This is a genomic window from Acinetobacter sp. ANC_7682 (assembly GCF_056779795.1).
Genome location: NZ_JBWYIQ010000012.1, coordinates 1 through 26,482, shown reverse-complemented (window position 1 = coordinate 26,482; position 26,482 = coordinate 1). Strand labels below are relative to the sequence as shown.

The 26,482-nt window shown below is 38.3% G+C and carries 21 protein-coding genes; 10 read left to right on the top strand and 11 right to left on the bottom strand.

Annotated elements, in window-relative coordinates:
* Nucleotides 1-77: 77 nt before the first annotated feature.
* The 6 genes from AC1M9D_RS06485 to AC1M9D_RS06460 all read right to left on the bottom strand — a co-directional run bounded on the left by AC1M9D_RS06485 (nt 78) and on the right by AC1M9D_RS06460 (nt 8,998).
* On the bottom strand, nt 78-995 hold the full coding sequence (locus tag AC1M9D_RS06485; protein ID WP_481611767.1) for an ABUW_2363 family tetratricopeptide repeat lipoprotein: 918 nt from the start codon (nt 993-995) through the stop codon (nt 78-80).
* Nucleotides 996-1,105: 110 nt separating this feature from the next.
* Nucleotides 1,106-1,918: a serine O-acetyltransferase gene (gene cysE / locus AC1M9D_RS06480; protein WP_035266113.1), complete on the bottom strand. Its 813-nt coding sequence runs from the start codon at nt 1,916-1,918 to the stop codon at nt 1,106-1,108.
* Complete coding sequence (locus AC1M9D_RS06475) at nt 1,911-2,753, bottom strand: RNA methyltransferase (RefSeq protein ID WP_092767753.1); 843 nt, start codon at nt 2,751-2,753, stop codon at nt 1,911-1,913. The genes cysE and AC1M9D_RS06475 overlap by 8 nt, the downstream gene beginning before the upstream one ends.
* Before the next feature lie 13 nt (nt 2,754-2,766).
* Complete coding sequence (gene dnaE / locus AC1M9D_RS06470) at nt 2,767-6,345, bottom strand: DNA polymerase III subunit alpha (RefSeq protein WP_481608060.1); 3,579 nt, start codon at nt 6,343-6,345, stop codon at nt 2,767-2,769.
* Between the two features lie 172 nt (nt 6,346-6,517).
* Nucleotides 6,518-7,576 (bottom strand): type II asparaginase, encoded by a 1,059-nt coding sequence (locus AC1M9D_RS06465; protein WP_481589306.1) that lies wholly within the window; start codon nt 7,574-7,576, stop codon nt 6,518-6,520.
* 186 nt (nt 7,577-7,762) lie between these two features.
* A complete protein-coding gene (locus tag AC1M9D_RS06460) occupies nt 7,763-8,998 on the bottom strand; it encodes a pyridoxal phosphate-dependent aminotransferase (RefSeq protein WP_481611766.1) in 1,236 nt (411 codons plus the stop codon).
* Between the two features lie 151 nt (nt 8,999-9,149).
* On the opposite strand from AC1M9D_RS06460, the gene msrB reads away from it, so the two are divergent.
* Nucleotides 9,150-9,569, top strand: coding sequence for a peptide-methionine (R)-S-oxide reductase MsrB (msrB, locus tag AC1M9D_RS06455; protein ID WP_481611765.1), 420 nt, complete (start codon nt 9,150-9,152; stop codon nt 9,567-9,569).
* The gene (locus tag AC1M9D_RS06450) at nt 9,566-10,048 is read left to right on the top strand and encodes a glutathione peroxidase (protein WP_035266096.1); all 483 of its coding nucleotides are present in this window, start codon (nt 9,566-9,568) and stop codon (nt 10,046-10,048) included. The genes msrB and AC1M9D_RS06450 overlap by 4 nt, the downstream gene beginning before the upstream one ends.
* Before the next feature lie 37 nt (nt 10,049-10,085).
* On the opposite strand, the gene AC1M9D_RS06445 is transcribed toward AC1M9D_RS06450, so the two are convergent.
* A complete protein-coding gene (locus AC1M9D_RS06445) occupies nt 10,086-11,606 on the bottom strand; it encodes a flavin-containing monooxygenase (RefSeq protein ID WP_481611764.1) in 1,521 nt (506 codons plus the stop codon).
* A 155-nt stretch (nt 11,607-11,761) separates the two neighbouring features.
* Between AC1M9D_RS06445 and AC1M9D_RS06440 the strand changes: the two genes are divergently transcribed.
* From AC1M9D_RS06440 to AC1M9D_RS06420, 5 genes are all read left to right on the top strand, one after another.
* Nucleotides 11,762-12,772: an AraC family transcriptional regulator gene (locus AC1M9D_RS06440; protein ID WP_481611763.1), complete on the top strand. Its 1,011-nt coding sequence runs from the start codon at nt 11,762-11,764 to the stop codon at nt 12,770-12,772.
* A 100-nt stretch (nt 12,773-12,872) separates the two neighbouring features.
* Entirely contained in the window at nt 12,873-14,015 is a 1,143-nt protein-coding gene (gene zapE / locus AC1M9D_RS06435) for a cell division protein ZapE (RefSeq protein ID WP_481611762.1), read from the top strand.
* A 354-nt stretch (nt 14,016-14,369) separates the two neighbouring features.
* Nucleotides 14,370-16,532 (top strand): malate synthase G, encoded by a 2,163-nt coding sequence (locus tag AC1M9D_RS06430; RefSeq protein WP_481611761.1) that lies wholly within the window; start codon nt 14,370-14,372, stop codon nt 16,530-16,532.
* A 91-nt stretch (nt 16,533-16,623) separates the two neighbouring features.
* Complete coding sequence (locus AC1M9D_RS06425) at nt 16,624-18,072, top strand: aldehyde dehydrogenase family protein (RefSeq protein ID WP_481611760.1); 1,449 nt, start codon at nt 16,624-16,626, stop codon at nt 18,070-18,072.
* 59 nt (nt 18,073-18,131) lie between these two features.
* Complete coding sequence (locus tag AC1M9D_RS06420) at nt 18,132-18,797, top strand: SOS response-associated peptidase (protein ID WP_481587649.1); 666 nt, start codon at nt 18,132-18,134, stop codon at nt 18,795-18,797.
* A gap of 17 nt (nt 18,798-18,814) precedes the next feature.
* Here AC1M9D_RS06420 and AC1M9D_RS06415 read toward each other — a convergent pair whose 3' ends face one another.
* On the bottom strand, nt 18,815-19,279 hold the full coding sequence (locus AC1M9D_RS06415) for a MarR family winged helix-turn-helix transcriptional regulator (RefSeq protein ID WP_035266085.1): 465 nt from the start codon (nt 19,277-19,279) through the stop codon (nt 18,815-18,817).
* A gap of 556 nt (nt 19,280-19,835) precedes the next feature.
* On the opposite strand from AC1M9D_RS06415, the gene AC1M9D_RS06410 reads away from it, so the two are divergent.
* Entirely contained in the window at nt 19,836-21,368 is a 1,533-nt protein-coding gene (locus AC1M9D_RS06410) for a TerC family protein (protein WP_092767773.1), read from the top strand.
* Nucleotides 21,369-21,512: 144 nt separating this feature from the next.
* Complete coding sequence (locus AC1M9D_RS06405; RefSeq protein WP_416224324.1) at nt 21,513-21,968, top strand: hypothetical protein; 456 nt, start codon at nt 21,513-21,515, stop codon at nt 21,966-21,968.
* Between the two features lie 91 nt (nt 21,969-22,059).
* Here AC1M9D_RS06405 and AC1M9D_RS06400 read toward each other — a convergent pair whose 3' ends face one another.
* Together AC1M9D_RS06400 and brnQ are read right to left on the bottom strand one after the other, a co-directional pair.
* Nucleotides 22,060-22,311: a hypothetical protein gene (locus AC1M9D_RS06400; protein ID WP_035266079.1), complete on the bottom strand. Its 252-nt coding sequence runs from the start codon at nt 22,309-22,311 to the stop codon at nt 22,060-22,062.
* A gap of 420 nt (nt 22,312-22,731) precedes the next feature.
* Nucleotides 22,732-24,024, bottom strand: a complete 1,293-nt coding sequence (gene brnQ / locus AC1M9D_RS06395) for a branched-chain amino acid transport system II carrier protein (RefSeq protein ID WP_481590729.1) — start codon at nt 24,022-24,024, stop codon at nt 22,732-22,734.
* A gap of 344 nt (nt 24,025-24,368) precedes the next feature.
* Here brnQ and map point away from each other — a divergent pair, with 344 nt between their 5' ends.
* Nucleotides 24,369-25,163 (top strand): type I methionyl aminopeptidase, encoded by a 795-nt coding sequence (gene map, locus AC1M9D_RS06390; protein WP_035266073.1) that lies wholly within the window; start codon nt 24,369-24,371, stop codon nt 25,161-25,163.
* Nucleotides 25,164-25,182: 19 nt separating this feature from the next.
* On the opposite strand, the gene AC1M9D_RS06385 is transcribed toward map, so the two are convergent.
* On the bottom strand, nt 25,183-26,361 hold the full coding sequence (locus AC1M9D_RS06385; RefSeq protein WP_481590759.1) for a benzoate/H(+) symporter BenE family transporter: 1,179 nt from the start codon (nt 26,359-26,361) through the stop codon (nt 25,183-25,185).
* Nucleotides 26,362-26,482: the final 121 nt, after the last annotated feature.

The window sequence follows — 26,482 nt, the reverse complement described above, 5'->3', positions numbered from 1 at the left end:
CGTTATTTTTAGGGAGATAAAAATAAGTGCTAAAAAAAATAGACTGAATAATCAGTCTATTTTTTTTTGAAATAAGATTATGATTTCGCAGGATTGTTTAAAATCTGCCAAACATTGTAGCGACCTTGTTTCTCAATTTCTTGAATCAAGCGGTCAGCAACTTCAGTTTCTTCAGGATATTTCACTTTGTAATTTTTTAAAGTTGTGATTGCATTTTTCTTTTGGCTCAATGCGAGGTAGTTATTAACAGCTACGAGATAAGCTTCTTGAACACCCGCTTTGATGGCCTTGTCGATATATGGAATAGCTTCTTTTTGACCACCACCTTCAGACAAAGAGAAACCAAACCAGAAGTTCGCTTCAGCGTCTTCTTTGTTGATCTTCAGGATTTGTTGAGCATATTTTAAAGATTTAGTGGTGTAAGCAGAACCAAGATCAAGGTTACGACCCAATATACTTGCTTTAAATGCACGAATTAAGATATCGAATGACGCGTTATCTTTCGCTGCTAAAGTATCTAGTTGAGCTGAAACTTCTCGTAATTTAGCTTCAAAACCGCGACGTTCTTGACGATCTGTAAAGCGAGGAGGATAGTGACGTGCTTTACCTTCAACCATCTGGAGGAAGTCATCAATTTCTGTAATATCGATTTCATTTTGACCCGCTAAAACCGTGTATTTCATCGCACGTTGTGAACTATTCACAGTCGGTACGATTAATTTATTCTTATCGAGGATCATCTTCCTATTTGGGTTATTTGGATCAATCACCTCAAGTTTTTGAAGTGGAGCAGCGGCTGCTTTTTTTAGTTCAAGCTCGAATACTGGTGGTTGGCTATAATTGAAAGGATTTAATGCATAAAATGGCGCACTTAAATCAGGCTCAGAAAAGACGATTGGATCGTTTGTTTTAGATTGTTTTTTTACTGCTGGAGAGCTACAAGCACTCAATAATGAAACAGCGATCATGGTGGCAATGAGGGGCTTAATCGTCATATTTTCTTCCAATATTATGTTTTTAAATTCTAGTTCAGGTTGTATCTGAGTCTATGAAAAGTCGAAACAACATGCAACTCAGATTCACCTAACTTAGTCAAACTTATACATTAAGCTTTTGATTGTGCTGTTTGAGCTTCGCACTCACGACGAACTTCGTCAATGATTTTTAACTCTTCAGCGCTAAATGGTTGTCCATTACTTTGAGCGTTATTAAATGTTGGATCAAGTAATGAAAGTCGCTGACATAGAGTGTTCATGCGCTTTTCATTGTGCTGTATACGATCCAATAATACTCGCATACCTTCTAACATAGGATCTGATTGATCTTGGGTTGTCGCGTAAGGCTGAAAACCGATGCTTTCTGCATAATTGCGTCGTTCTGATTCTTTGTCCAAATCTTTTTGCTGATTTTTAATAATAAACCGCGCTGGATTACCTACGGCAGTAGCCCCTTCAGGGACTTCTTTGGTGACCACAGCATTTGAACCTACTTTCGCATTCTTATGCACGGTAAATGGTCCCAAAATTTTCGCACCTGCGCCAACGACTACACCATCTTCTAAAGTTGGGTGACGTTTGCCTTTATTCCAAGTGGTGCCACCTAATGTCACGCCATGATAGAGCGTCACATCATCACCAATTTCAGCTGTTTCCCCAATGACCACACCCATACCGTGATCAATAAAAAAACGTTTGCCAATTTTGGCACCTGGGTGAATTTCGATACCAGTTGCAAAACGACTAAAAGAAGACAGCATGCGGGCTGAAGTTTTACACTCTTTTTTCCAAAGCTCATGCGCAACACGATGCATAATCAGTGCGTGAATTCCTGGATAAGTGGTTAAAACTTCAAATGTGTTGCGCGCCGCAGGATCGCGGGCAAACACAGCTTGAATATCTTCTTTAAGCTGTTTAAGCATCTTTTGATTTCTCTTTAGAATCTGACTTTTTCCATGTGCCATTGTTCAATGCCTGAACACGACTGAAAATACCTCTAAGAAGATGGTACTCCATACGATCTAATTGTATACGTCCGAATAAGCGACGCAAGCGTAAAGGCAATAATCGTGGGTTTTCTGGGTCTAAAAACTCGATTTCGTGCAACATTTTTTCAAAATGAGGATAAAATTGTTCCATCTGTTGATGTGTTACCAACGGCTCATCCCAATGCATAGAATCTTCATCAGTCACTTTCATAACTGCTTGAGGATCTTCAACTTGTTCCATGAGAGCCGTGGTCGCCATTCGCATTTCATAGCAAATAATTTGAATGGCTTGAGCGACATTGAGTACCCCATAGTCTGTATTCACAGGGATGGTCACATGGTAATTCGCCAAGGCCAACTCTTCATTGGTTAATCCGCGATCTTCACGCCCAAATATTACGGCAATTTCTTGTTGTTCTTTGATCACCGCTTGCATCGATTTATCAGCAGCAGGTCGAGCATCTAATAAAGGCCATGGAATAGTTCGGCTACGAGCACTTGTACCAAAGACTAAATGACAATCTGCGATGGCTTCTTCAAGCGTTTCTACAATCTGAATTTGATCAATTAAATCGGTTGCACCGGCTGCAAGTGCATCAATATCAGGGTGAGGATAAGTTTTAGGTGCAACTAAAACCAATTTTGAAAGCCCCATGGTTTTCATTGCTCTAAGTGCGCTACCGATATTCGCAGGCAGGGTAGTATTCACCATGACAATACGCACATGAGACAAATGCGCTGAGACAGCAGCATTATCAATTAAATTCATAAATCTTCCAAAATTAAGAGTATTGACTGACTTCCGTCATGTATTGATCCATTGCTTCATCCATACTGATCTGGTCAGGTGGAGAGGCATGTGATGTGATGACTGGTTCTGATTTTGGTTCTGCGGCGTGGGAACGTGCAGCTTTTGACTTGACATGATACTCCACATGTAAGGCCTCTTTACCAAAATAGTCGCGCAGTTTGAACAATAAGTCATCGAGTGGTGCGACATTCCATTGTGGTGGTAAATGAAAATCAGCCGTTGCATATGGAAAGTCGAGTTGTACTTGTAATGGCACATGCTGACACATATCTACATCACAAAATGGTTGAATGATCTGTGAAAGCTCTTGACCAAGATTTGGCTGAATATGCTCAGGTTGTAATTTGATGAGGATGTGATTCGCACGTTTTTGACGAATTTCGTTTAATGTAAACGCCTTAGTAAGGCGTCCCATCGGACGATCGAAGCCTTCACGTTCATATATTTCACCTTCAATCACAATCACTCTTTCATTCACAATAATATCTTTAAAACGTTGGAAGCGTTCATGATTTGCTGAGACTTCAATTCGAGCAGTACCATCATCGAGTGTGATCATCATGCGGTTAGGGAAATTTGCGACATCCACAACCAAGCCGGCAAATACTGTAGTCACACCACGACGTGTTGGAGTCAGCTCATTAATTTTGTTAGAAATAAACGCTTTTAACTCGGGGCGATACACATCAATGGGGTGTCCCGTTAAGTATAAACCTAAGGTGTCTTTTTCACCTTTTAAACGGACTTCATCAGACCAAGGTTTTACAGGTTTAGTGGGTTTACGTTGAACTTCTTCAACTTCACCAAATAAATCCATAATGCCTGTTTCGCGGTTTGAACGAGCTTGTTCGGCTGCTTGTACAGCTTCAGGCAATTGAGCCATTAAAGTCGCGCGTTCAAGGCCGAGACAATCTAAGGCTCCTGAGCGAATCAAAGCTTCAAGTGTACGTTTATTGATTTTCTTCAGATCAATGCGATGGCAGAAATCAAATAAATCTTTATAAGGTCCAAGTTGCTTACGTGAATCAATCACGGATTGCATTGCTGCTTCACCAACACCCTTGATTGCACCTAGACCATATACAATGGTTTTTTCATCAATTGCATGGAATTGATAAATCGACATATTGACGGAAGGTGGTAACACATCGAGACCATTGTTACGACAGTCATCAATCAAAAATACAATACTGTCTGTGTTTTGCATTTCCGAAGTCAGTACAGCGGACATAAACTCAGAAGGATAGTGTGCTTTTAACCAAGCCGTCTGATAAGCCACCAATGCATAGGCTGCAGCATGTGACTTGTTGAAACCATAGCCTGCAAATTTTTCCATATAGTCAAAGATATGGTTCGCCGTTTGCTCATCGATATCTTTTTTTGCAGCACCTTCAATAAAGATTTGGCGTTGTTTAACCATCTCTTCAGGTTTCTTTTTACCCATCGCACGACGAAGTAAGTCCGCACCACCTAGACTATATCCTGCACAATACTGAGCTGCTTGCATAACCTGTTCTTGATATACCATAATCCCATAGGTAGGTTCTAAGACACCTTCTAATAGGGGATGTAAGTATTCGAACTCTCCACCATGCATACGATGAATAAAGTCTGGAATTAGATCCATTGGGCCCGGGCGGTACAATGACACGAAGGCAATAATTTCTTCAAATTTACTTGGGCGTGCTTCCTTGAGCATTTTTTTCATGCCCACGGATTCAAATTGGAATACCGCAGTGGTATTTGCTTCGGCAAATATTGAATACGCTGCTTTGTCATTCAGCGGAATATTTTCAATCTTTAGAGGTATATCAAACTTTAATCGTTGGTTAATGTGCTGAATAGCATCTTCAATTACAGTAAGATTTCGCAACCCCAAGAAGTCAAATTTAACAAGTCCTGCCGCTTCAACATCGTCTTTATCAAATTGAGCGACACGACCAGTACCATCTTCTTCACACAGTACAGCTGAGAAGTCCGTAATCTTGGTCGGTGCGATTACAACACCACCTGCGTGCTTACCAGTGTTACGCGTTATTCCTTCAAGTTTAAGCGCCATTTCCCAGATTTCTGAAGCATCTTCATAATCTGGGTTGGATGGGTTGGTTACAATATCTTTAAGTTGTGGTTCTGCTTCTAAAGATTCTTCTAAACTTAAACCTAAAGGTTTAGTCGGGATCATTTTAGAAATACGATCTGCTAAGCCGTAAGACTTACCTAAAACTCGTGCAACATCACGAATTGCACCTTTCGCTGCCATCGTACCAAATGTTGCAATTTGAGATACAGCATCACGCCCATAAGTTCGTGCGACATAATCAATTACACGATCTCGACCTGCGATACAAAAATCCACGTCAAAGTCTGGCATCGAAACACGTTCAGGGTTTAAGAAACGTTCGAAAAGAAGTCCGTATGGCAGTGGATCCAAATCTGTAATTTTTAAACTGTATGCAACTAATGAGCCTGCACCTGAACCACGACCCGGGCCTACAGGTACGCCATTGTTCTTGGACCACTGAATGAAGTCCATGACAATCAAGAAGTAACCTGGGAATCCCATCGAGTTAATGATCTTGATTTCAAAATCTAAACGATCGTCATATTCTTTGCGAATTTCAGGCCAGTCTTCTCCACGTTTCTCCACAGGATAAAGGTGATTAAGACGTTCTTCTAATCCTTCTTTAGACAAATGGGCAAAGAAGGTATCAATTGTATGACCTTCAGGAATTGGATAGTCAGGTAAAAAGTATTTACCTAAGCGAAGTGTCACATTACAGCGTTTAGCAATTTCAACTGTATTTTGAATAGCACTGGGGATATCAGCAAATAACTCCACCATTTGCGCTGTTGTTTTGAAATATTGCTCAGGGCTGTAAGTACGTGGACGACGATTATCACCTAAAACATAGCCATCTGCGATGCAGACGCGCGCTTCATGGGCTTCAAAGTCTTCTTCTCTAATAAAATGAACATCATTATGAGCGACAACACCGATTTGATATTTTGCGGCTAATTTAACAGCTTCAATAATAAAATCTTCTTCTTGTGGGCGATTGGTACGTGTGAGTGCTAAATAAACACGATTGCCAAATTTTTCGATCCAAGCTTCAAGTAAGGGTTCAGCTTTTTCAGGGCTACTTGAACACAGCATTTCTCCAACATCACTTTTAATCCCTAAAAGTGCAATCATGCCCGGCGCTTGTTCTAACACCCATTCTTTTTTTACACACGGGATACTGAGTTGTTGTCCTTCAATAAAGCCGCGCGATACTACTTCAGTTAAACTACGCCAACCCTCATTATTCATCGCCAGTAAAGTCATACGATGTGATTCATCATTCAAACGAATCACACTTCCTAAAATAGGTTTAATCCCTTTTTTAAGACACGAGGTATAAAACTTCACTGCTGCATGTAAGTTCGATAAATCTGTCATCGCGAGTGCAGGCATAGAATCCTGTACAGCAGACTTCATTAGATCAGGTATACGTACGATTGATTCAGTAATAGAAAATTCTGTATGAACACCGAGATGAACAAACTGCATAGATGAGTCCTTTACAAGAGCAGAGCGTATTTTATCATGCAAAGTGATTTAGAACTGAGAATCCACGATATTTTATATGATTCGCACAAATTATCTTCGATTTGAATAAAGGCGATTTTATATCAATCAAAAAAGTGCCATTCGGCACTTTTTTATAACATGAAAATTGGGCTTAATATTCCCAGAACATGCGTTGTATTTCTTTTGCATCTTTGGTTTTGGTTAAAGCAAGCGCGGTTAAAATTTTAGCTTTTTGAGGGTTGAAGTCATGTGCAACTACCCAACCATATTTGTCATCTGGCTGTTCGGCATTACGGAGAACGAATCCTTGTGGCACTCGTGAAGAACGTACAATTTGTATACCACTTTGCTGAAGTTGATTCAGCGTGGGAACAATATTTTTCGCGACTGAACCGTTTCCTGTACCTGCATGGACAATGGCTTTAACCCCAGCATTGGCATACGCTTGATAAGCATCAGGAATCATGTTGCCAGAGCCATAGACAATTTGAACTAATGGGAGTGTATCACCCTTAATATTCTCGATATTGAATTCTGACCGCTGATTAAATCGCTTAACAGAACTTCGGAACCAATAAGGTTTAGATTCTACCAACGTCCCTAAAGCTCCCCATTGGCTTACAAAGGCATTAGTATGAATATTAATGCCTTTAGTCACATCTCGAGCTGCAAAAATACTATCGTTCATAAGGACGAACACCCCCTTATTTTTTGCACTCGGGTCTGCTGCCAGAGCAACTGCACTATATAAATTTAGTGGGCCATCCGCAGATAAAGCCGTCGATGGGCGCATTGAGCCGACAACAACAATAGGTTTTTCCGTTTGTACCACTAGATTAAGAAAAAAAGCGGTTTCTTCTAAGGTATCTGTACCATGTGTAATTACAACGCCATTTACATCTGACTTTTTAACCAAATCATTGACTTGGCGGGCAAGGGAGAGTAGTTCTTTGTCTGTAATGCTTTCAGAAGCAACCTGCATTGCTTGTACGCCGCTCACATTGGCTAAATCTTTAATTTGAGGAACGGCATTCAGTAAGTCATCCACTGGAACTTTTGCGGCAGTGTAAGTGGCGCTGTTGGTTGAGCTTGCACCAGCACCCGCAATCGTTCCCCCAGTTGCAACGACAACAACGTTATTTTTAGCAAAGCTCGTTAGGGGTAATAACAAGCCAATCGATAGAGTCAGTGCGGTTAGCGTCTTTTTCATCTTTTTTCCTAAATGTTTTTTATAGTATTGTGCATGGATAATGCTTAATCACGATAAAGGAAAAGAAGGGTGCTTGTATATAATCAAAATGAAATTAATATCATGAAATAATCAAAATATTAAATATAAAACCCCCAGATTGAAATCTGGGGGTTTTAAATACTTCATTCACATAAAACGACTGAATTAACGCATTTTCGCCAAGAATCTTCCTAAACGGTTAATCGCTTCACGAAGTTCATTTTCAGCAGGCAAGAACACCACACGGAAATGATCAGGCGTAGGCCAGTTGAATCCTGTGCCTTGTACCAATAACACTTTTTCTGCTTTGAGGAAGTCAAGCATAAACTGTTCATCATCCTGAATCGGATAAACTACAGGATCAAGTTTAGGGAAACAATACATTGCACCTTCAGGTTTAACGCAACTTACACCTGGGATTTCATTCAACATTTGCCAAGCAATATTGCGTTGCTCATACAAACGACCACCTGGACGAATTAAATCGTTGATAGACTGGTAGCCACCCAATGCAGTTTGAATAGCATATTGAGCTTGATGGTTAGCACACAGGCGCATTGACGCGAGCATATCTAGACCTTCAATATAATCTGCCGCACGTGTCTTATCACCCGTAATTGCCATCCAGCCTGAACGGTATCCAGCGATTCGATAGGATTTAGATAATCCATTAAATGAAATACACAGTTGATTACCCGCAAGGGCAGCGACCGATACATGTTCGATTCCATCGTAAACGATCTTATCGTAGATCTCATCAGCAAATAAAATCAGGTCATATTTTTTTGCAAGAGCGACAATTTTTTCTAAGACATGGCGTGGATAAACAGCACCCGTTGGGTTGTTCGGATTGATAATCACGATCCCACGAGTATTAGGCGTAATTTTGTTTTCCATATCCTGAATATCAGGATACCAATTATCTTCTTCATCACATTTATAATGAATTGCTGTACCACCAGAAAGATTAACGGCAGCAGTCCATAATGGATAATCTGGCATTGGTACCAGCATTTCATCGCCGTCATCTAACAGGCCTTGCATAGCCATTACAATCAGTTCAGAAACACCATTCCCAATATACACGTCATTGACATGCATATTGAAAATACCTTTTTGTTGATAATACTGACAAACCGCTTTGCGGGCAGGGAAAATCCCTTTTGAGTCTGTATAGCCGATTGCATTTGGTAAGTTCAACGCAACATCATTGATAATTTCTTGAGGTGCTTCAAAACCGAAGGGCGCTGGGTTGCCGATATTGAGTTTAATTATCTTATGTCCGGCTTCTTCCATTTCGTTGGCGGCGCGTAACACAGGTCCACGAATGTCATAGCATACATGCTCGAGCTTAGACGATTTCTTAATTTCGCGTGGAGTAGTGTTACCTAAAACGGACATATTCCCATCCAATTATTTTTGAGTGAATAAAAATAGATTACTAAATATCACAATCTATGTAGAAATTTAGCTAGAAATTTTTCAAGCTCTAGCGTAAATATGAAGGTACTGAAGCATGACATTGAATGTCAAAGATTTAAAGGAGTTAATCATGGGAAAACTCAATAAAACAGACCGAGAATGGCAAAGAGAGTTATCACCAGAGGAGTATCGCATTACCCGTCAAAAGGGAACTGAGCCTGCTTTCACAGGGCGATATTGGAATGCCAAACAAGAAGGAACTTATGTTTGTCGTTGCTGTGGCGAACCTTTATTTACTTCAGAAACCAAATATGACAGTGGTTGTGGATGGCCTAGTTTTTATCGTCCAATCAACCAAACAGTCATTGAAGAACATGACGATCACTCACATGGCATGATTCGTACTGAGATTGTTTGTCATCATTGTGACGCACATCTAGGTCATGTTTTTGAGGATGGACCTGAACCTACAGGTCTTCGTTATTGTGTAAACTCAGCTTCATTAGAATTAAAAACCCAAGAAAAAAATGATGAGGAAACCTATCCATGACCAATATTTATCAATTTGAGGCAGAATTGCTAGAAGGGGAAAATAAGCAATTTTCGGACTATGAAGGTAAAGTGCTATTGATAGTCAACACAGCCAGCAAATGTGGATTTACGCCACAATTTGCAGGGTTGGAAGCGCTGTATGAAAAGTATAAAGATCAAGGTTTTGAGGTATTAGGATTTCCGTGTAATCAATTTGGTGGGCAAGATCCGGGTACGCACGAAGAAATTGGTAGTTTTTGCCAGAGAAATTACGGTGTATCCTTTCCGATGTTCGCTAAAGTGGATGTAAAAGGTCCTGAAGCCCATGTGATTTTTCGGTATCTCACCAACAACAGCAAAGGCATTTTAGGAAGTGGAATTAAGTGGAACTTTACCAAATTTTTGATTGGAAAAGATGGCAAAGTGCTTAATCGATATGCACCTACAACTAAACCAGAAAGCATTGAAGATGATATTCAAAAAGCGCTGGCTCAGTAAAAAAAATCAGCTCAATTGAGCTGATTTTTTTATTCATTTAATTTAAGAAACGATAATCGGCTAGATTTGCATTTTTGGTTTCTAGCCAATACTTCCATGTATAACTCGGCCAAAGTGAAAAATTCTTTCCGCCTTCTTGCTGATACCAACTCACACAGCCAGATTGCCAAACTGTGCCTGCAAATTTTTCTTGGATTTTACGGTTGAATTCTTCTTGAACTCCATCTTTGACCACGATTGCTTTGGTTTTGGATTTATCTACAGCTTCAATCAGTTGTAGAATGTAATTCACTTGAGATTCGATCATAAAAATTACAGAGTTATGACCTAAAACAGTATTCGGGCCTAAAAGTTGAAAGAGATTTGGAAATCCTTTGGTAGAAATTCCATAGTAGCTTTCAGCACCCTCTTTCCAAGCTTCTTTCAACTCAATACCATTTTCGCCATAACATTTAAAATCTTTTAAATAAATTCGTGGATCAGTAATAAAACCAGTACCGTAAATTAAGCAATCTATTTCTCGTACTTGACCATCTTTGGTAACAATCGCATTTTCAGTAATTTCTTGAATGCTGTCCGTCACGAGCTCTACATTCTTGCGATTAAATGTTGGGAAATATCGATTTGATACTAAAATTCTTTTACACCCCATGGTGTAATCTGGTGTCAATTTTTTTGCTATTTCTTTATCTTTGACTTGGAAGCGAATAAAAGCTTCTGCAAGTTTTTGACCCAGTCGCATCATTTGAGGTTTAACAATCGGAACTACGCGTGATTCATTTGACCAATACAAGCGCGCTCGATGCAATTTTCTAAACCAGTCGTATTGGGCAAACAGTTTTTTGTCTAAAGCATTATAAGCACGTTCATCGCGCGGTATTACCCATGCAGCGGTTCTTTGAAACACGTATAACTGTTTGGTTTTTGATGCAATCTCAGGAATATATTGAATTGCACTTCCACCTGTGCCGATACTGGCTACACGTTTACCATTCAGGTCATAAGCATGATTCCAAGATGATGAGTGGAATACTTCGCCTTTAAATTTTTCGATTCCTTTAATCTTTGGAATTTGAGGAATATGCAATGGACCAGAGGCAAAAATAAGGAATTGACTGTGTAGAGCACTTTGATTCTTGATGGAGATTTCCCACGCATGAGCTTGCTCATCGAAGCGTGTCGAAATGACTTCGGTATCAAATTGAATAAATTTTTTTAAATCATATTCTTGAATAAGGTCTTGAATATATTGGAAAATTTCAGGTGCTTCAGCATATCGTTTTGTCCAGTCAGATTTTGGTGCAAAAGATAATGAATACATATGAGACTGCACATCACATGCAGCACCCGGGTATTGATTTTCACGCCAAGTACCACCTACATCTGAAGCTTTTTCAAGAATAACAAAATCTTTGATACCGCGTTTAAGAAGTTGAATAGCTGTGGCTAATCCTCCAAATCCGGCGCCGATAATCGCAATTTTAGTATTTTTCTTGATGAATTGCGTTTCAGTTAAGTCGACTGAATTTGTATCTAGCTGATCTGATGTAACTTCCATTTTAATACTCGTTTATATTATTTGAAGCTATCATAATCAGTCTGGACTGAAACTGACATGATTTCATTGACATTTAATATTGATATTTTCGGCAATATTCTTTCCCTTTTTTTTAGGGTAAAACATATGCAACTTTAATTTTAAAATTCTGATTTATGAAAAGGTCGATTCTCGGTTTGTTGTATCTCATACAGGGTATGCGACAAATCGGAATAAATGTGGACGAAAGATTGGAAGCTGTCGGTTTAAAGGCGGATGCTTTAGATCCGAGTTCAACGATTCAACCTGAATTAGAACAAATCATTCAAAGAATTATTGCTAAAGGGGTTAACCCGTTGCTCGGTTTAGATGTCGGTCAACATTATGCGCTCGCAGGCTATGGTCCGCTTCTTATGCTGTTGGTCACAAGCCCGAATGTCGGTGCGGCTCTCACAAATGGAATACGCTATCAAGCGCTTACCCATTTATCGGGTAGACTTACATTAGAGCAGACGAGTGTCTATGCGGCTTTATGTTATGAGCCTCTCAATTTACAAAGTGAAGTTGATGAGTTCAGGGCTCAATGTGAAATTTCAGGTACGGTTAAATTCGTGCAAGATATCTACAAAATGATAGGATTGCCTTTTCCTGAAGTGCAGGTTGAATTGCCGTTTTCACGACCGAAAGAATCCATTTTTTTGAACAAGTATTTGAATTATTTCGGTGCGCAAGTTCGGTTTGAACATGATAAATTTCGACTGATTTTTGATGCAGAAATTTTAGAATTGAAGTTGCCTTCAGCTGATCAAATCACATTTAATGTCCACCAACAAAGATGTAATGCTGAGATCGAAAGATTAAATGCGCAACAATTGAATCAACACCAGTTGATTCAAAGAATTCACGATTATTTGGATTTACAAACGGGGCAGATTCCAACAATGGCAGAAACTGCTCAAGCTTTGAATATTCCAGAGCGTACTTTGCGACATCAGCTTAACCAATTGAATACAAGCTATAAGCAAATACGGGAGCAACTCATTCGAGAGAAAGCGCTTCGATTAATTGAGTACAAAGAGTATTCGATAGAAGTAATAGCTGAAATGCTTGGATATTCAGAACCTGCAGCATTTAACCATGCTTTTAAAAGATGGTTTGGACAAAGTCCACGACAGTATGGGAAATAACCTCAGCATGTATGCTCAAATGGTATATGCCAAAGTGTTATTTATCATTTTTTTAAATATTCGTTATACTTCCGACGGCCTAAAAAAGTAATCAATATCTATGTTCCATTCTCATTCTTCGCAAAATAGTTTAAGTCACACTCCGCAATCACCTGCAGAACGTTATGCTCACGCAATTTCGTCAGGACAATTTATGCCTGATGCTGCTCAAGCTCAAGCAGTACATGAACTTAATCGTGTTTGGGAAGAACTGATCTTACGATATAAAGCTTCTAAAAAAGCGTTTCGACGTTTTCGCCGCCAAACAGCCCCTAAGGGTGTTTATATGTGGGGTGGTGTTGGGCGTGGAAAAACTTGGTTGATGGACCAGTTTTATGATGCGATACCATTCCGTCGCAAGACGCGTATGCATTTCCATCATTTTATGCAATATGTGCATAAAGAGTTAAATAAAAATTCAGGACAACAAAATCCACTCGACATCGTTGCTGATCAAATTTACAAAGATGCGGTTGTGATTTGTTTTGATGAATTCTTTGTATCAAATGTCACGGATGCGATGATTTTAAGTGATTTATTCCAAAAGCTATTTGTTCGTGGAATTACACTTGTTGCGACATCAAACATTGCACCAGATGGTTTATACAAGAACGGCATTCATCGCGACCGCTTTATTCCAACGATTGAAATGGTAAAAAAGAATTGTGTTATTTTGAATGTGGATGCAGGTGTTGACTATCGTTTGCGTGTACTGAAACAAGCGCAATTGTTCAAGTCTCCTTTAAGCCATGATAATCAGGTATGGATGGCACAACGTTTTTCAGCATTAACCAGTGCTCAAAATGTCAGTGAAGAACCGATCATCATTAATGGACGTAATGTCGATACGATTGGTCATACTGAAGATGTATTGTGGTGTGAGTTTTCTGAACTCTGTATGAAGCCACGAAGTCCTGCGGACTTTATCGAAATTGCGAATACTTATAATACAGTCCTAGTCAGTAATGTTCCCGATCTAAATGATTATTTATCAGAAGGGACACGCCGATTCATTTATTTAGTCGATGAGTTTTATGATCGTGGTGTTAAATTGTTACTGACCTCACATGCCAGTATCATTGATATATATAGTGGCGAAAAATTAGCGTTTGAAATCGAACGTACACGTTCACGTTTACTTGAAATGCAATCAGATGACTATTTACAATCTGCGCATCGACAAATTGATAAGCCCGCTGAATAAATGTGAGAATTCACAAATGAACCCAAACAGATGATGTTTGGGTTTTTTTATTTGGAGTGGAATAAATTTGAAATCGTTCCTTAAAAGCGTAGAGAAAATAGACATATTGGTTTAAATTAAATCAGATTTGATGGAAATTGGCACTTAAGTCTAATTTCTACCTTCATAAAACTTTATACACTGTAATTAGATTGTTGAATTAAAACGACTCAATAAGTAATAGATCAAAAGTCTCATCTAATTGGTGTCTATAATAAATGATCACTATTTAGCAATGTGATATTACTATTCAGCAATTTATAAATGGGTATACTAGATTCTCTTGTATAAAAAGTAGCAATATCAGGAAAGACAATGACTGCACGTATTCAGAAAGGCAAGTTAGCGATTGCTAAAGAACTCTACGATTTCATCGAAAATGAAGCACTACCAGGTTCTGGTTTAGACAGTGAAACTTACTGGAAAAACTTTGAACAAGTCGTTGTTGATCTTAGCCCAAAAAATAAAGCACTCTTGGCTAAGCGTGATGACATTCAAGCGAAAATTGATGAATGGCACCGCAATAATAAATTTGAATTAGGAGCTTACAAAGCTTTCCTGACAGAAATTGGCTACTTATTACCAGAAGTAGAAGATTTTCAAATTACAACTGAAAATGTAGATGAAGAAATCGCACTATTGGCCGGTGCACAATTGGTTGTGCCTGTACGTAATGCGCGTTACTGCTTGAACGCTGCAAATGCTCGTTGGGGCTCTTTATATGACGCATTGTATGGTTTCGATGTCATTTCGGAAGAAGGCGGTGCGGAAAAAGGTAAGGGGTATAACCCTGTTCGTGGCGAAAAAGTTATCGCTTTTGCTAAAAATTTCTTAAATGAAACTTTCCCTTTAGCAAATGGATCACATGTAGATGCTACGAAATACGCTGTTGAAGCAAAAAAATTAGTGGTAACGCTTAAAGATGGCAGCACAACGAATTTGGCTAAAGAAGCTCAATTCGTAGGTTTTAATGGTGAAGAATCTGCGCCGACAGAGATCGTTTTATTAAATAATGGTCTGCATGTCATCATTGAAATCGATGCGACAAGCCCAATTGGTCAAACGGATGCTGCTGGCGTAAAAGATCTTGTTTTAGAATCTGCGGTAACAACGATTCAAGATTTGGAAGACTCAATTGCTGCGGTTGATGCTGAAGAAAAAGTTGAAGGCTACCGTAATTGGTTAGGTTTGATGAAGGGTACGTTGGAAGAGAAAATCGAGAAAAATGGTAAAACCATTACTCGTGCTTTAAACAAAGACCGTACCCACAAGAATCTGATCGGTGGTGAAACAACTTTACACGGTCGTTCATTGATGCTTCTTCGTAACGTTGGTCATTTGATGACGAACCCGGCGATCCTTGTGGATGGTCAAGAAATCTATGAAGGTATCATGGATGCATTGATCACACCGTTGTTAACGTTTGCTGACATCAAAGGTCAAAACGAAATCAAGAACTCTCGTAAAGGTTCTATGTATATCGTTAAACCTAAGATGCATGGCCCTGAAGAAGTTGCATTTGCAGTTGAACTATTTGAGCGTGCAGAACAAGCTCTAGGTTTGCCAGCAAAAACGCTTAAAATTGGGATCATGGATGAAGAGCGCCGTACTTCTGTAAACTTGAAAAACTGTATTGCTCAAGCGAAAGATCGTACCATCTTCATTAACACAGGATTCATGGACCGTACAGGTGACGAAATCCATACTTTTATGGAAGCAGGTCCATTCGTTCGTAAGGGTGAAGTTAAATCTCAAATTTGGTTCCCTGCATATGAAAACCGTAACGTGATGGTTGGTTTACAAGCAGGCTTACGTGGCAAAGCACAAATTGGTAAAGGCATGTGGCCTAAACCAGATATGCTTTTAGACATGTATAAAACCAAAATTGAGCATCCTGAAGCTGGTGCGAGCTGTGCTTGGGTTCCATCACCATCTGGTGCTGTAATTCATGCGATTCACTATCACCAATGTAATGTTTCAGCGCGTCAACAAGAGTTGTTAAAAACTGAAGCATTACCTTTAGATGATTTATTAACTCCACCATTAGCGACTGATACGAATTGGACTGATGAAGAGAAAACCAAAGAGTTAGAAAATAACCTTCAGGGTATTCTTGGTTATGTTGTTCGTTGGGTTGATTTGGGTGTTGGTTGTTCTAAAGTTCCAGACATCAACAACGTTGGTTTGATGGAAGACCGTGCAACTTTACGTATTTCATCTCAACACGTTGCTAACTGGTTACGTCACGGTATCGTGACTAAAGAGCAAGTTGAAGAAGTAATGCGACGTATGGCTAAAATTGTAGATGAGCAAAATGCGAACGATCCAGCGTACACACCAATGGCGCCTGGGTTTGACGGTTATGCTTACCAAGCAGCATATGATTTAGTGTTTAAAGGTGCTGAACAACCATCAGGTTATACAGAACCATTACTTCATGCTTACCGCTTGAAGCTTAAAGGTTACACTGGTGACTAATTAAAATAAAAAAGCCTCTCCGGAGGCTTTTTTTACGATTGTGTAAAATAGTTGACCATTGGGTAAAAAATGGCATGTAGAGGGACATAAAATGACGCAATATTCAAATTTAAATCAACAGTTTATTAATGGTTCTTGGTTAAAAGGCTCTTCAGAGCGTGTCATACAAAATTTAAATCCATTTGATTTAAAAGAAATACACCAAATTCAAGCGGCGAATCAGTCTGATGTTGATCTCGCTTTTTCTGCAGCACAACAAGCATTTGATCTTGGCTTAATTACCTCTGCTGTAGATCGCAAGAAAATCATTCAGAAGCTGCATGACATTATACAATTACGTAAAGACGAAATTATAGATTGGCTGATTACCGAGTCTGGAAGTACGCGTCTCAAAGCAAATATTGAAGTGGGTGCTGCGCTTGGTATTATCTCAGAATCATTCACTTTTCCTGATCAAATCCAAACTGTTCAGCTAGAAAGTAAAGATCCTGCGAGAAAAAGTTTTTATCAACGCAAAGCGTTGGGTGTTATTGCTGTCATTAGCCCTTGGAATTTTCCATTTCATTTGTCAATGCGATCGGTTGTTTGCGCAATCGCATGTGGAAATACAGTGGTACTTAAACCTGCGAGTGATACACCTGTTACAGGTGGAACATTATTAGGGAAATTGTTTGAAGAGGCGGGTGTGCCCGCTGGTGTACTGAATGTCATTGTAGGTAGTGGTAGTGAAATAGGGGATTATTTTGTCGAGCATCCTATTCCGAAGATGATTTCATTCACTGGTTCTACAGAAGTAGGAAAAAATGTTGGTGCTAAAGCGATGGCTAGCTCTAGAATCAAACGACTTGCTTTAGAGCTTGGGGGGAATGCGCCATTATTAATTCTTAAAGATGCAGATTTAGATTTGGCAGTCGATTTGACGATCAAGGGGCGCTTCCTTCACCAAGGTCAAATCTGTATGAGCACTAATCGTGTCATCGTAGATCAATCGATTCACAATGAATATGTTGAAAAGCTTTTAAACAAAGTAAAAGATATTCCTGTGGGTGATCCTAATCTTGATGAGACGCTTATAGGACCTATTATTAATAATACACAAGTGAAACAGCATCAACGAATCATTGATCAGGCTCAAATAGAAGGTGCTAAGTTGGTCTATGCTGGGGGTATTGAGAATAATTTGGTTTCACCTCATGTGTTTATTGATGTGTTGCCGACATATACAATTGCTCAAGAGGAGAGCTTCGGACCAATTCTGCCGATCATCAGAGCAGATGATGAGGCACATGCAATTCAAATCGCCAATGACACACCGTTTGGTTTATCTGGTGCTGTATGTACATCTGATATTGAGCGCGGAGTAGAAATCGCTTCAAAACTCGATTTTGGAATGACACATATTAATGGTATAAGTGTCGCGGACCATGCTAATGCACCATTCGGTGGAGAAAAGAACTCTGGATTAGGGCGCTTTAATGGGCATTGGATTATGGATGAATTCACGCGTACACACTGGATGACAGTACCAATATCATCATAATGAACTGAATTGGATCGGCTATAATAGCCTAAGTTTTTTATAGTATTGAAAATTATGCTATGTGTGCCAACTTTAAGCCAATACAAGCCCATCAAATCCAAGCATTAGAACTTCCACATATTCCATTTGAATATGTGGAAGAGGTTTATCCAAGCTACGAAACCCCGTTGTTATTTAAATCTGATCATAGCTACGAGTGGAGGTTAGTTAATTTTGGTTTTATACCAAAATGGGCAACTGATACAGAAATAGCGAAGAAAACCTATAATGCACGCAATGAAACATTAAGCGAAAAAAGAAGTTTTCAAGAAGCATTTGAAAAATGTAAATTTGGTGTAATTCCAGTCACTGAGTTTTATGAAGCAAAATATATTAATGGACGACCGCAACGATGGGGTGTGAGAAGAAAAGATGGTCAGGCATTTTTTATCGCAGCGTTGTATGAAATCACGAAAATTGATCAAATTATTTATCGTTCAGCAACGATGATTACCATGGATGCTATTCATCACGAAATGATGAAGGATTTTCATGAGCCTGGAGATGTTAAACGGTCAGTAATTATTATTCCGCACTATAAATTAGATCAGTGGCTGAGTTTAAAATCCCCCGACATTCAGAACTTTGTAGAGGGCTTTCCAGTAGAGGAATTTGAATGTTTTTATTGTCCAAAACCACGGCAGAACAATACAGCCCAACTCAATATGTTTGATGATGGGCTTTAATCTAAAGTTTAGGGAAATTAGTGCGCTAAATTTTTGAAAATATGCTTTAAGCTTTCCATTAGTTTTTCAATTTGAAGTGGGGTTAATCCCTCAAATGTTTGTTCAAGAACCACACTCATCAGGTCATTAATTTTTTTTGTCATTTCTAAACCTTTTGGTGTTAGTACCACACGCGTAATACGGGCATCGTTTTCACACGAGTAAGTGTCAACCATTCCTTCATCTTTTAAACGGTAAACGATTTTTGTAGTCGTCGACATTTTTGACACAATCATGTCAGAGAGTTCTGAAACACTTGCATCTGGTTTAGTAGACAATGCGACAAGCAAACGTCGACGAGAATTATCAACGCCATACTTTTTGAGCACATGGTCAACATTCAGTACATACTGAGAATGGACTTGAGTGATCCAATAGAATGGAAAATTTTCGAGTTCAAAATTTTCAGATGAAGGTAAAAATTTTGCATATTTTTTTGACATCGCTACGTCCTTGTCAGTGTAACTTAATTGTTTTTATTAATTTAAATATTACATGAAGCATAACCTATATTAAAAGAACTATGTTCAAATAATCAACTTATGTTCAAGCGCTTACCTTAAATCAGACAAAAGGTATGACACCTATTGACTTCAGTTTTATAAAACATATTTCAATGATCTGTAAATATCTTTATGTGTATCAAAACAGAAGATTCGAAAAATACAGCTATTCTGATCTTCATGATTATATCTTTATGTCAATTCCACGCTGACCAAATTCTATTGAAAAATAGAGGAACTATAACTTGGCACTGATATTTTTTTTTGTGTCGAAAATGTCAAAGACTATTCAAGGATGGCAATTACGACTAAAGATATGATCTAAATTTACATAAAAAATTGTTTTGAACATAAAAAAAGTAATTACAAAATAAAATTCTTATGCATAATAGTTTCATCATTTCTGAAAAGGTAACTTTATATATGGACCCGTCGCCGTGTTGGCCTAATTTAGCTTCTTACATTATCTTAAATAATAAGAACCAGGAGATCTAATATGGAATTTTTATTGGATCCTGGCATTTGGATAGGGTTAATTACCCTTATCATTCTTGAAATCGTTTTAGGTATTGATAACTTAGTATTTATTGCGATACTTGCAGAAAAACTTCCTCCAGAACAACGTGATAAAGCCCGTGTAATCGGTTTATCCCTCGCATTATTAATGCGTCTAGGTCTACTTTTTGCGATCTCGTGGTTAGTCACTTTAACTCAACCATTGATTGAAATTTTTGGAAAAACATTCTCAGGTCGGGATTTGATATTACTGTTTGGTGGTCTATTCCTTGTGTATAAGGCTGTCAATGAACTCCATGAAAAAATGGAGGGTAAACCCGAGATTAAAACGAATAACAATGTCGTATACGCTGGTTTTGCTGCAGTTGTGGCTCAGATCGTCGTGCTTGATGCGGTATTTTCACTCGACTCAGTGATCACTGCGATTGGTATGGTGGATAATATTTACGTGATGATGGCTGCGATGATTGTGGCTATGGTTGTCATGTTAATTGCATCAAAACCGTTAACTACGTTTGTTAACCGTCATCCTACGGTGGTTATCCTTTGTTTAAGTTTCTTGTTATTGATCGGTGTAAGTCTAATCGCTGAAGGTTTTGGATTTCATATCCCTAAAGGTTATATTTATTCAGGTATTGGTGTTGCAATTCTAATTGAAGCATTCAATCAATTTTCGAATCGTAATCTTGAAAAAAATCAAGCGAAGATCCCGTTACGTCATCGAACTGCAGATTCAATTTTGAAATTGATGGGCAGTAAATTGGATGCCGATATTGCAACATCCAAAGAAGTTGAAGAAATTCAACAAGCTTTTGGTGATGAAGAGCGTTATATGGTTGGTGGTGTGCTATCACTTGCTGAACGTTCAGTTGCTTCAATTATGACACCTCGAAATCAAATTTCTTGGGTTAATATTGAGGACGATGCCGAAGCAATTCGTGAACAGGTATTAGCTGTACCTCATAGTCTTTTCCCAGTTTGTCGTGGACAATTGGATAAAGTCATCACGATTGTACGTGCAAAAGAATTGATTGATGCGTTAGATGATCCAGATCAACTAAAAGATTTGATGAAACGTGTCCGTCCTATTTTCATTTATGAAAAAATGAAAGTGATTGATGCAATTAATACATTAAGAACTTCTAAAGGTTCATTGGTACTTGTTACAAATGAATATGGCAATATTCAAGGCTTAATCTCACCATTAGATGTTTTTGAAGCAATTGCTGGTGAATTCCCAGATGCTGATGAACAGCTTGAATTGGTTAAAATCGATGATACCACTTGGAAGGCGTCTGGTATGTTAGATTTATATCAATTAGAGCTGGCGCTCGATATATTAGATTTAGATCTGGTGCAAGAAGACTCAGGTTACTTTAGTGTTGCAGGACTGATTTTAGATAAAACGAGTGGGGCGGTTGAAGTTGGTATGTTGATTGAACACCAAGGGGTTAATTTCGAAATTCTAGAAATGGAAGATAATCGAATTAAAACCGTTAAAATCACGCTTTAAACTCTAATAAAAAAGCTCCTTATTGGAGCTTTTTTTTGCTTAAATTTCAATATAAGGTATGGAGTTAGCGAAGTCGTAGTACGAAATATGAGATAAGATGCTAAACATATTGCAATCTGTTTTATAGCGAAGGAATGTCAGATCATGATCGATCAAATGGAATTATCGGTAAGACTTGCTATTTTTTTTAGTGGTATTTTTTTATTGACCGGTATGCTTACTGGTGTTTGGAAGTATGTGCAAATCAGCTTATCTAAACAAGCTCGAGCACATTATTATGTTGATATTGCGCATAGGAGTAGTTTGCTATATGCACCTGCAACGTTAATTCTAGCGGTTATGGCATATTTTTCAGCGTTGAATGAATCGACAAATTTGCTCTTTATTTTAATTAATATTTTCTTTTTTGCATTTTCAATTTTAAGTTATATTTTGCATGGCTTATTGAAAGATACGACAAATCAGTTCAAAGAACCACATCAATTAGGGCGTATTGAATTACCAAAATTGCTCATGAGAGGTGCGATGGTACTATTGGTCGTAGGTGAGGTTGGGGCGACCTTAGGTTTGCTTTATGGTTTATATGTTGGGTTATTCTAATAAGTAGAGCAGAATTGAAAAACTTGTTATTTTGATAGAGTGCTTTAAATGATGAAATTGACTTTAAGATGGATGCTTTGGCATCCATCTCTTAGTCTAAATGTGCTTCTTGATCAGAAAGCTTTTGAGTACGATATTTCGTGTCAATAAAGGCCCACACGTAAAATGCTAGCGTCGCAGCAAGTGCATAAGCAAAATATTCAAGCTTCAACGTGCCTTGAATTGTACCTTGCACAACAAGTGTCAGCATGAGAGCAAACATTGTGCTTAAAAAAACGACAGCATTGTTGTTCGCTTTAAGAGTATTAATGAAGACTTGCTTGTTGAAATGTAATGATAACATCTCCATCCCTCCTGATAATTCATGACAAATCTGAATGATTTAGTCGACTTTGTTTACATACTTGTACAGGGGATTGAAGAATAAAGCAAGTTTTTAACACTCTATTATGTAAATAAATTATGACATTAATATGACAAAAGTCGAAATATTTGAAATTAAGATACTACGTGAGCTAAGTGCTAGAATTATTTCGATAAATCGTGATGAGATGAATAGAGTTTCTTGTAATTCTTTAATCTATTTACTTTTTAGCATCTTGCAAAACAAATAAATAGTAGCAAAAGTCATTCCAAATCTGACTGATGAGGTCAAAGTTAAGGTGGGTAAGCAATAATAGTCTGTTGGATAAACGAGACAATTATTGATTACAGAACAAATACGGCTTGGGTAAAACAATATTTATTGATAAATCACCTGAATTTACTTCTTCAGTCTATCCAGTGTGTAGACAATGACAAATACAACTAAAGAAGGAATCAACCATGCTAAATTTTGTTCAGCCAATGGTAGATTGTTCATAAATGCTGGCAAGAAATGATCTAATTCTGCAACCTTAAGTCCATCAATAATACCGAATATGAAAGCAACCGCTGTAACAGGCGCAATGACGCGTGGAGCGGAATTAAAGAACTTCCACATAAATCCCATCATGATCACCACAATCGCTGGTGGGTAGATTGCACTTAATACAGGTACAGAGAAGGCGATTAACTTGGTTAAACCTAAGTTGGAAATGACAAATGAGAAACCAACAAGAATGAAAACCCATTTTTTGTAAGTAATCTTCGTGATTTGTGAGAAATATTCTGCACATGCACAAGTCAAACCAATTGCCGTAACCATGCATGCGATAAAAATCATCGCCCCTAGAAAATATGAGCCAAAGTCACCAAAGGCATGCTGAACATAGCCATGGAGAATAATGGCACCATTTGCAGCGTTAGGTGCAGCCTCGTGACTACTCAGTCCAAGTTTAAATAGGCTAATGTAAACCAGTGTAAGGCCAATACCTGAAATTAAACTTGCGATCACTGCATATTTGGTAATTAACTTTTGATCAGTTACACCACGTGAACGTATCGCATTAATAATGACAATACCAAATACTAAAGCCCCTAAAGTGTCCATGGTTAAATAACCATTAACAAAACCTTCTGAAACAGGACTATTGATATAGTTTCCAATAGGTGCAGGGATATAATCTGTAGAAACTAAAAAGGCACTACCACCTAAAATGATCAAAGAGAGAATTTTGAGTGGAGATAAAACATAGCCGACAGTATCCAAAATTTTATTCGGATAAAGTGAGATTAACGTTACAAATGCAAAATAAATTGCACTGTAGATCAACAAGGTCGATGAAGACGTTCCAAAATAACTCGAAAAACCAATTTCAAAAGAAACTGTAGCTGTCCGAGGTGTCGCGAAAAGTGGTCCAACAGCAAGATAGCATGCTACGGTTAAGATTAAACTTGCAATCTTACCCAGTGGAGAGCTTAAAAGTTGAATAGAGCCTTCAACACGCGATAGCGCAATGATCGTGATAACAGGAAGGCCAACAGCAGTAATTAAGAAGCCAAAAGCAGCTAACCAAACATGTTCACCCGCTTGTTGAGCAACAATAGGTGGGAAGATAATATTGCCTGCACCGATAAATAGTGCAAAGGTCATAAAACCTAAGGCAATAATGTCCCGTGTACGCAAATTGGTCATAAGGGAGATCGGTTCAAGAAAAAAGAAAGCGATTTTAGAGCAAATGTCAGTAAATAGGGAGGGTGGTCATCCATCGAATGGAATAGTAAAAAAGCAAGAAGCGAATAATTTTATTGGATGGGAAATTATGAGTTAAATTAAGTCTATGTATTTATAAAACTAATAAAATAAATTTATTTATTAAATTGAAATCAAGCAGAGCGTAGATCTAGATTCGCAAAATAAAATAATGTACTGAATGGTTAAATAATAGTCGAAAATGATTAAGTTACAGACAGTCTATAGCGTTTGTGATCGACAAATGAAAGTCCTATAATGAATCCTGAATTAAAAAGGGGTTCATCATGAAGGCAACAGCTGTCACCATTAAAACTGAACAAGATATTGAAAAACTAAGAATATCGGGTCGGCTTGCGGCACAAGTGCTTGCGATGATTGGTGATTATGTGAAGCCAGGTGTGAGTACTGAGTATCTTGATGATATCTGTAATGATTACATCGTCAATACACTTAAGGTGACGCCAGCAAATGTCGGTTATTACGGATATACAAAAACAACCTGTATTTCGAAAAATGAAGTTGTATGTCATGGTATCCCTGCTTCCAATATTATCTTAGAGGATGGAGACATCATTAATATTGATGTTGCAATCATCAAGGATGGTTATTTTGGTGATACCAGTCGAATGTACTATGTGGGTACAATTAAACCTGAAGCAAAAAAATTAGTCGATACGACTTATGAAGCGATGCTTGCAGGTATTAAAACGGTTAAACCTGGCGCGACACTTGGTGACGTGGGTCATGCTATTCAACAAGTTGCGCAACGCGAAGGTTATACGATTGTACGTGAATATTGTGGTCACGGTATTGGAAAAACCTACCATGAGCAACCGAATGTATTGCATTACGGACAGCCTGGTCAGGGATTAGTATTAAGAAAAGGAATGGTGTTTACCATTGAGCCTATGGTGAATGCAGGCAAAGCCAAAGTTAAAGAATTAAAAGACGGATGGACAGTAGTTACAGCAGATAAATCTTGGTCTGCACAATGGGAACATATGGTTGCTGTTACTGATGAAGGATATGAATTATTGACACCTTGGCCTGAAGGTACGGGTGAATATCCTGTAATTTAATTCCCAAAAGCCTATTTTTTTAAATAGGCTTTTTAATTTGTATACGCATCAAATGATAAATAATAAATCCAATAACCAAACCCCAAAAAGCAGATCCAATGCCCAAAAACTGAATTCCAGATGCAGACATTAAAAAAGTGATTAAAGCAGCATCACGATCTAAATCTTCTTTAAATGCGATACTGATGTTATGTCCAATCGTGGCAAAAAGCGCGATCGCCGCCAAAGTGGTAATCATTTCTCTAGGGAATGACAGTAACAATCCCGTTAGTGTCGCCGCAAAAATGCCCATAAAAATATAGAACACACCACAAGCCATACCTGCAATATAGCGTTTTGAAGGGTCTTGATGAACTTGTTCATCTAGGCTCACAGCTGCACTAATTGCCGCGATATTGGTTGAAAATGCCCCGAACGGAGCGAATATTGCTTGAGCAATTCCTGTCCAACTCACTAATTGGTTGACATGAGGTTTGTAACCATAGGATCTGATCATTGCTAAACCAGGTAAATATTGCGAAGCCATATTGATGATCAAGAGGGGAATAGCTAAACCCAAAATACTTGACCAGTGAAATTCAGGTTGAATCCATACTGGATACGTCATTCCGTAGTGAATTTTGGTTGCTGTGTATTCAAAGAAAAAAGGTGTGGCAATAATGCAAGCTAACAATGTAATGACAATGGAGTGGCGTGGTAATGCTTTTTTACTTATAAAATATGTACTGATCAAGATTAAAACATAGATCAATTGGTCTTGCATGACCGTAAATAATGAAATGCCAAATTTTAATAACACTCCAGCTAACATGGCGCTTGTAAGAGATTGCGGTAAAAATTCAAGAATTCTTTGAAATATTCCAAAAAAGCCCAATACAGCAGTCATAATTCCGCATATTAAAAATGCCCCTATCGCCTCATTCAAATTGTATCCTGAGCCTGTAGCGATAATCAGTGCTAGTCCTGCTGTTGACCATGATGTCGCAACTGGATATTTAAACTTCCAGCTTAAGATCAGTCCTGATAATCCTATACTCAGACCCAATGCCCAAAACCATGAGCTAATCTGTGCTTGATTTGCACCTAATATTTGTCCGGCTTGAATGACCAGTACAGATGAAACGCTAATGCCGATTAAAAATGTAATAAAGCCAGCGAAAACAGCAGGTAGACTAAAATCTTTTTTTATTCTTGTTATCACGTTTATGAGCATTTTTATATTATTTCCCTCTGTACACGACAAAAATAGATAACTCATTGAAATAATGTCACAATAATTGTTTTCTAACGACGAATACTATGACACATCTCAATGAGTT

Excerpts from the sequence above, each read along its gene's own strand:
- AC1M9D_RS06485 (WP_481611767.1), bottom strand. The coding sequence starts at position 995 with ATGACGATTAAGCCCCTCATTGCCACCATGATCGCTGTTTCATTATTG.
- cysE (WP_035266113.1), bottom strand. The coding sequence starts at position 1,918 with ATGCTTAAACAGCTTAAAGAAGATATTCAAGCTGTGTTTGCCCGCGAT.
- AC1M9D_RS06475 (WP_092767753.1), bottom strand. The coding sequence starts at position 2,753 with ATGAATTTAATTGATAATGCTGCTGTCTCAGCGCATTTGTCTCATGTG.
- dnaE (WP_481608060.1), bottom strand. The coding sequence starts at position 6,345 with ATGCAGTTTGTTCATCTCGGTGTTCATACAGAATTTTCTATTACTGAA.
- AC1M9D_RS06465 (WP_481589306.1), bottom strand. The coding sequence starts at position 7,576 with ATGAAAAAGACGCTAACCGCACTGACTCTATCGATTGGCTTGTTATTA.
- AC1M9D_RS06460 (WP_481611766.1), bottom strand. The coding sequence starts at position 8,998 with ATGTCCGTTTTAGGTAACACTACTCCACGCGAAATTAAGAAATCGTCT.
- msrB (WP_481611765.1), top strand. The coding sequence starts at position 9,150 with ATGGGAAAACTCAATAAAACAGACCGAGAATGGCAAAGAGAGTTATCA.
- AC1M9D_RS06450 (WP_035266096.1), top strand. The coding sequence starts at position 9,566 with ATGACCAATATTTATCAATTTGAGGCAGAATTGCTAGAAGGGGAAAAT.
- AC1M9D_RS06445 (WP_481611764.1), bottom strand. The coding sequence starts at position 11,606 with ATGGAAGTTACATCAGATCAGCTAGATACAAATTCAGTCGACTTAACT.
- AC1M9D_RS06440 (WP_481611763.1), top strand. The coding sequence starts at position 11,762 with ATGAAAAGGTCGATTCTCGGTTTGTTGTATCTCATACAGGGTATGCGA.
- zapE (WP_481611762.1), top strand. The coding sequence starts at position 12,873 with ATGTTCCATTCTCATTCTTCGCAAAATAGTTTAAGTCACACTCCGCAA.
- AC1M9D_RS06430 (WP_481611761.1), top strand. The coding sequence starts at position 14,370 with ATGACTGCACGTATTCAGAAAGGCAAGTTAGCGATTGCTAAAGAACTC.
- AC1M9D_RS06425 (WP_481611760.1), top strand. The coding sequence starts at position 16,624 with ATGACGCAATATTCAAATTTAAATCAACAGTTTATTAATGGTTCTTGG.
- AC1M9D_RS06420 (WP_481587649.1), top strand. The coding sequence starts at position 18,132 with ATGTGTGCCAACTTTAAGCCAATACAAGCCCATCAAATCCAAGCATTA.
- AC1M9D_RS06415 (WP_035266085.1), bottom strand. The coding sequence starts at position 19,279 with ATGTCAAAAAAATATGCAAAATTTTTACCTTCATCTGAAAATTTTGAA.
- AC1M9D_RS06410 (WP_092767773.1), top strand. The coding sequence starts at position 19,836 with ATGGAATTTTTATTGGATCCTGGCATTTGGATAGGGTTAATTACCCTT.
- AC1M9D_RS06405 (WP_416224324.1), top strand. The coding sequence starts at position 21,513 with ATGATCGATCAAATGGAATTATCGGTAAGACTTGCTATTTTTTTTAGT.
- AC1M9D_RS06400 (WP_035266079.1), bottom strand. The coding sequence starts at position 22,311 with ATGTTATCATTACATTTCAACAAGCAAGTCTTCATTAATACTCTTAAA.
- brnQ (WP_481590729.1), bottom strand. The coding sequence starts at position 24,024 with ATGACCAATTTGCGTACACGGGACATTATTGCCTTAGGTTTTATGACC.
- map (WP_035266073.1), top strand. The coding sequence starts at position 24,369 with ATGAAGGCAACAGCTGTCACCATTAAAACTGAACAAGATATTGAAAAA.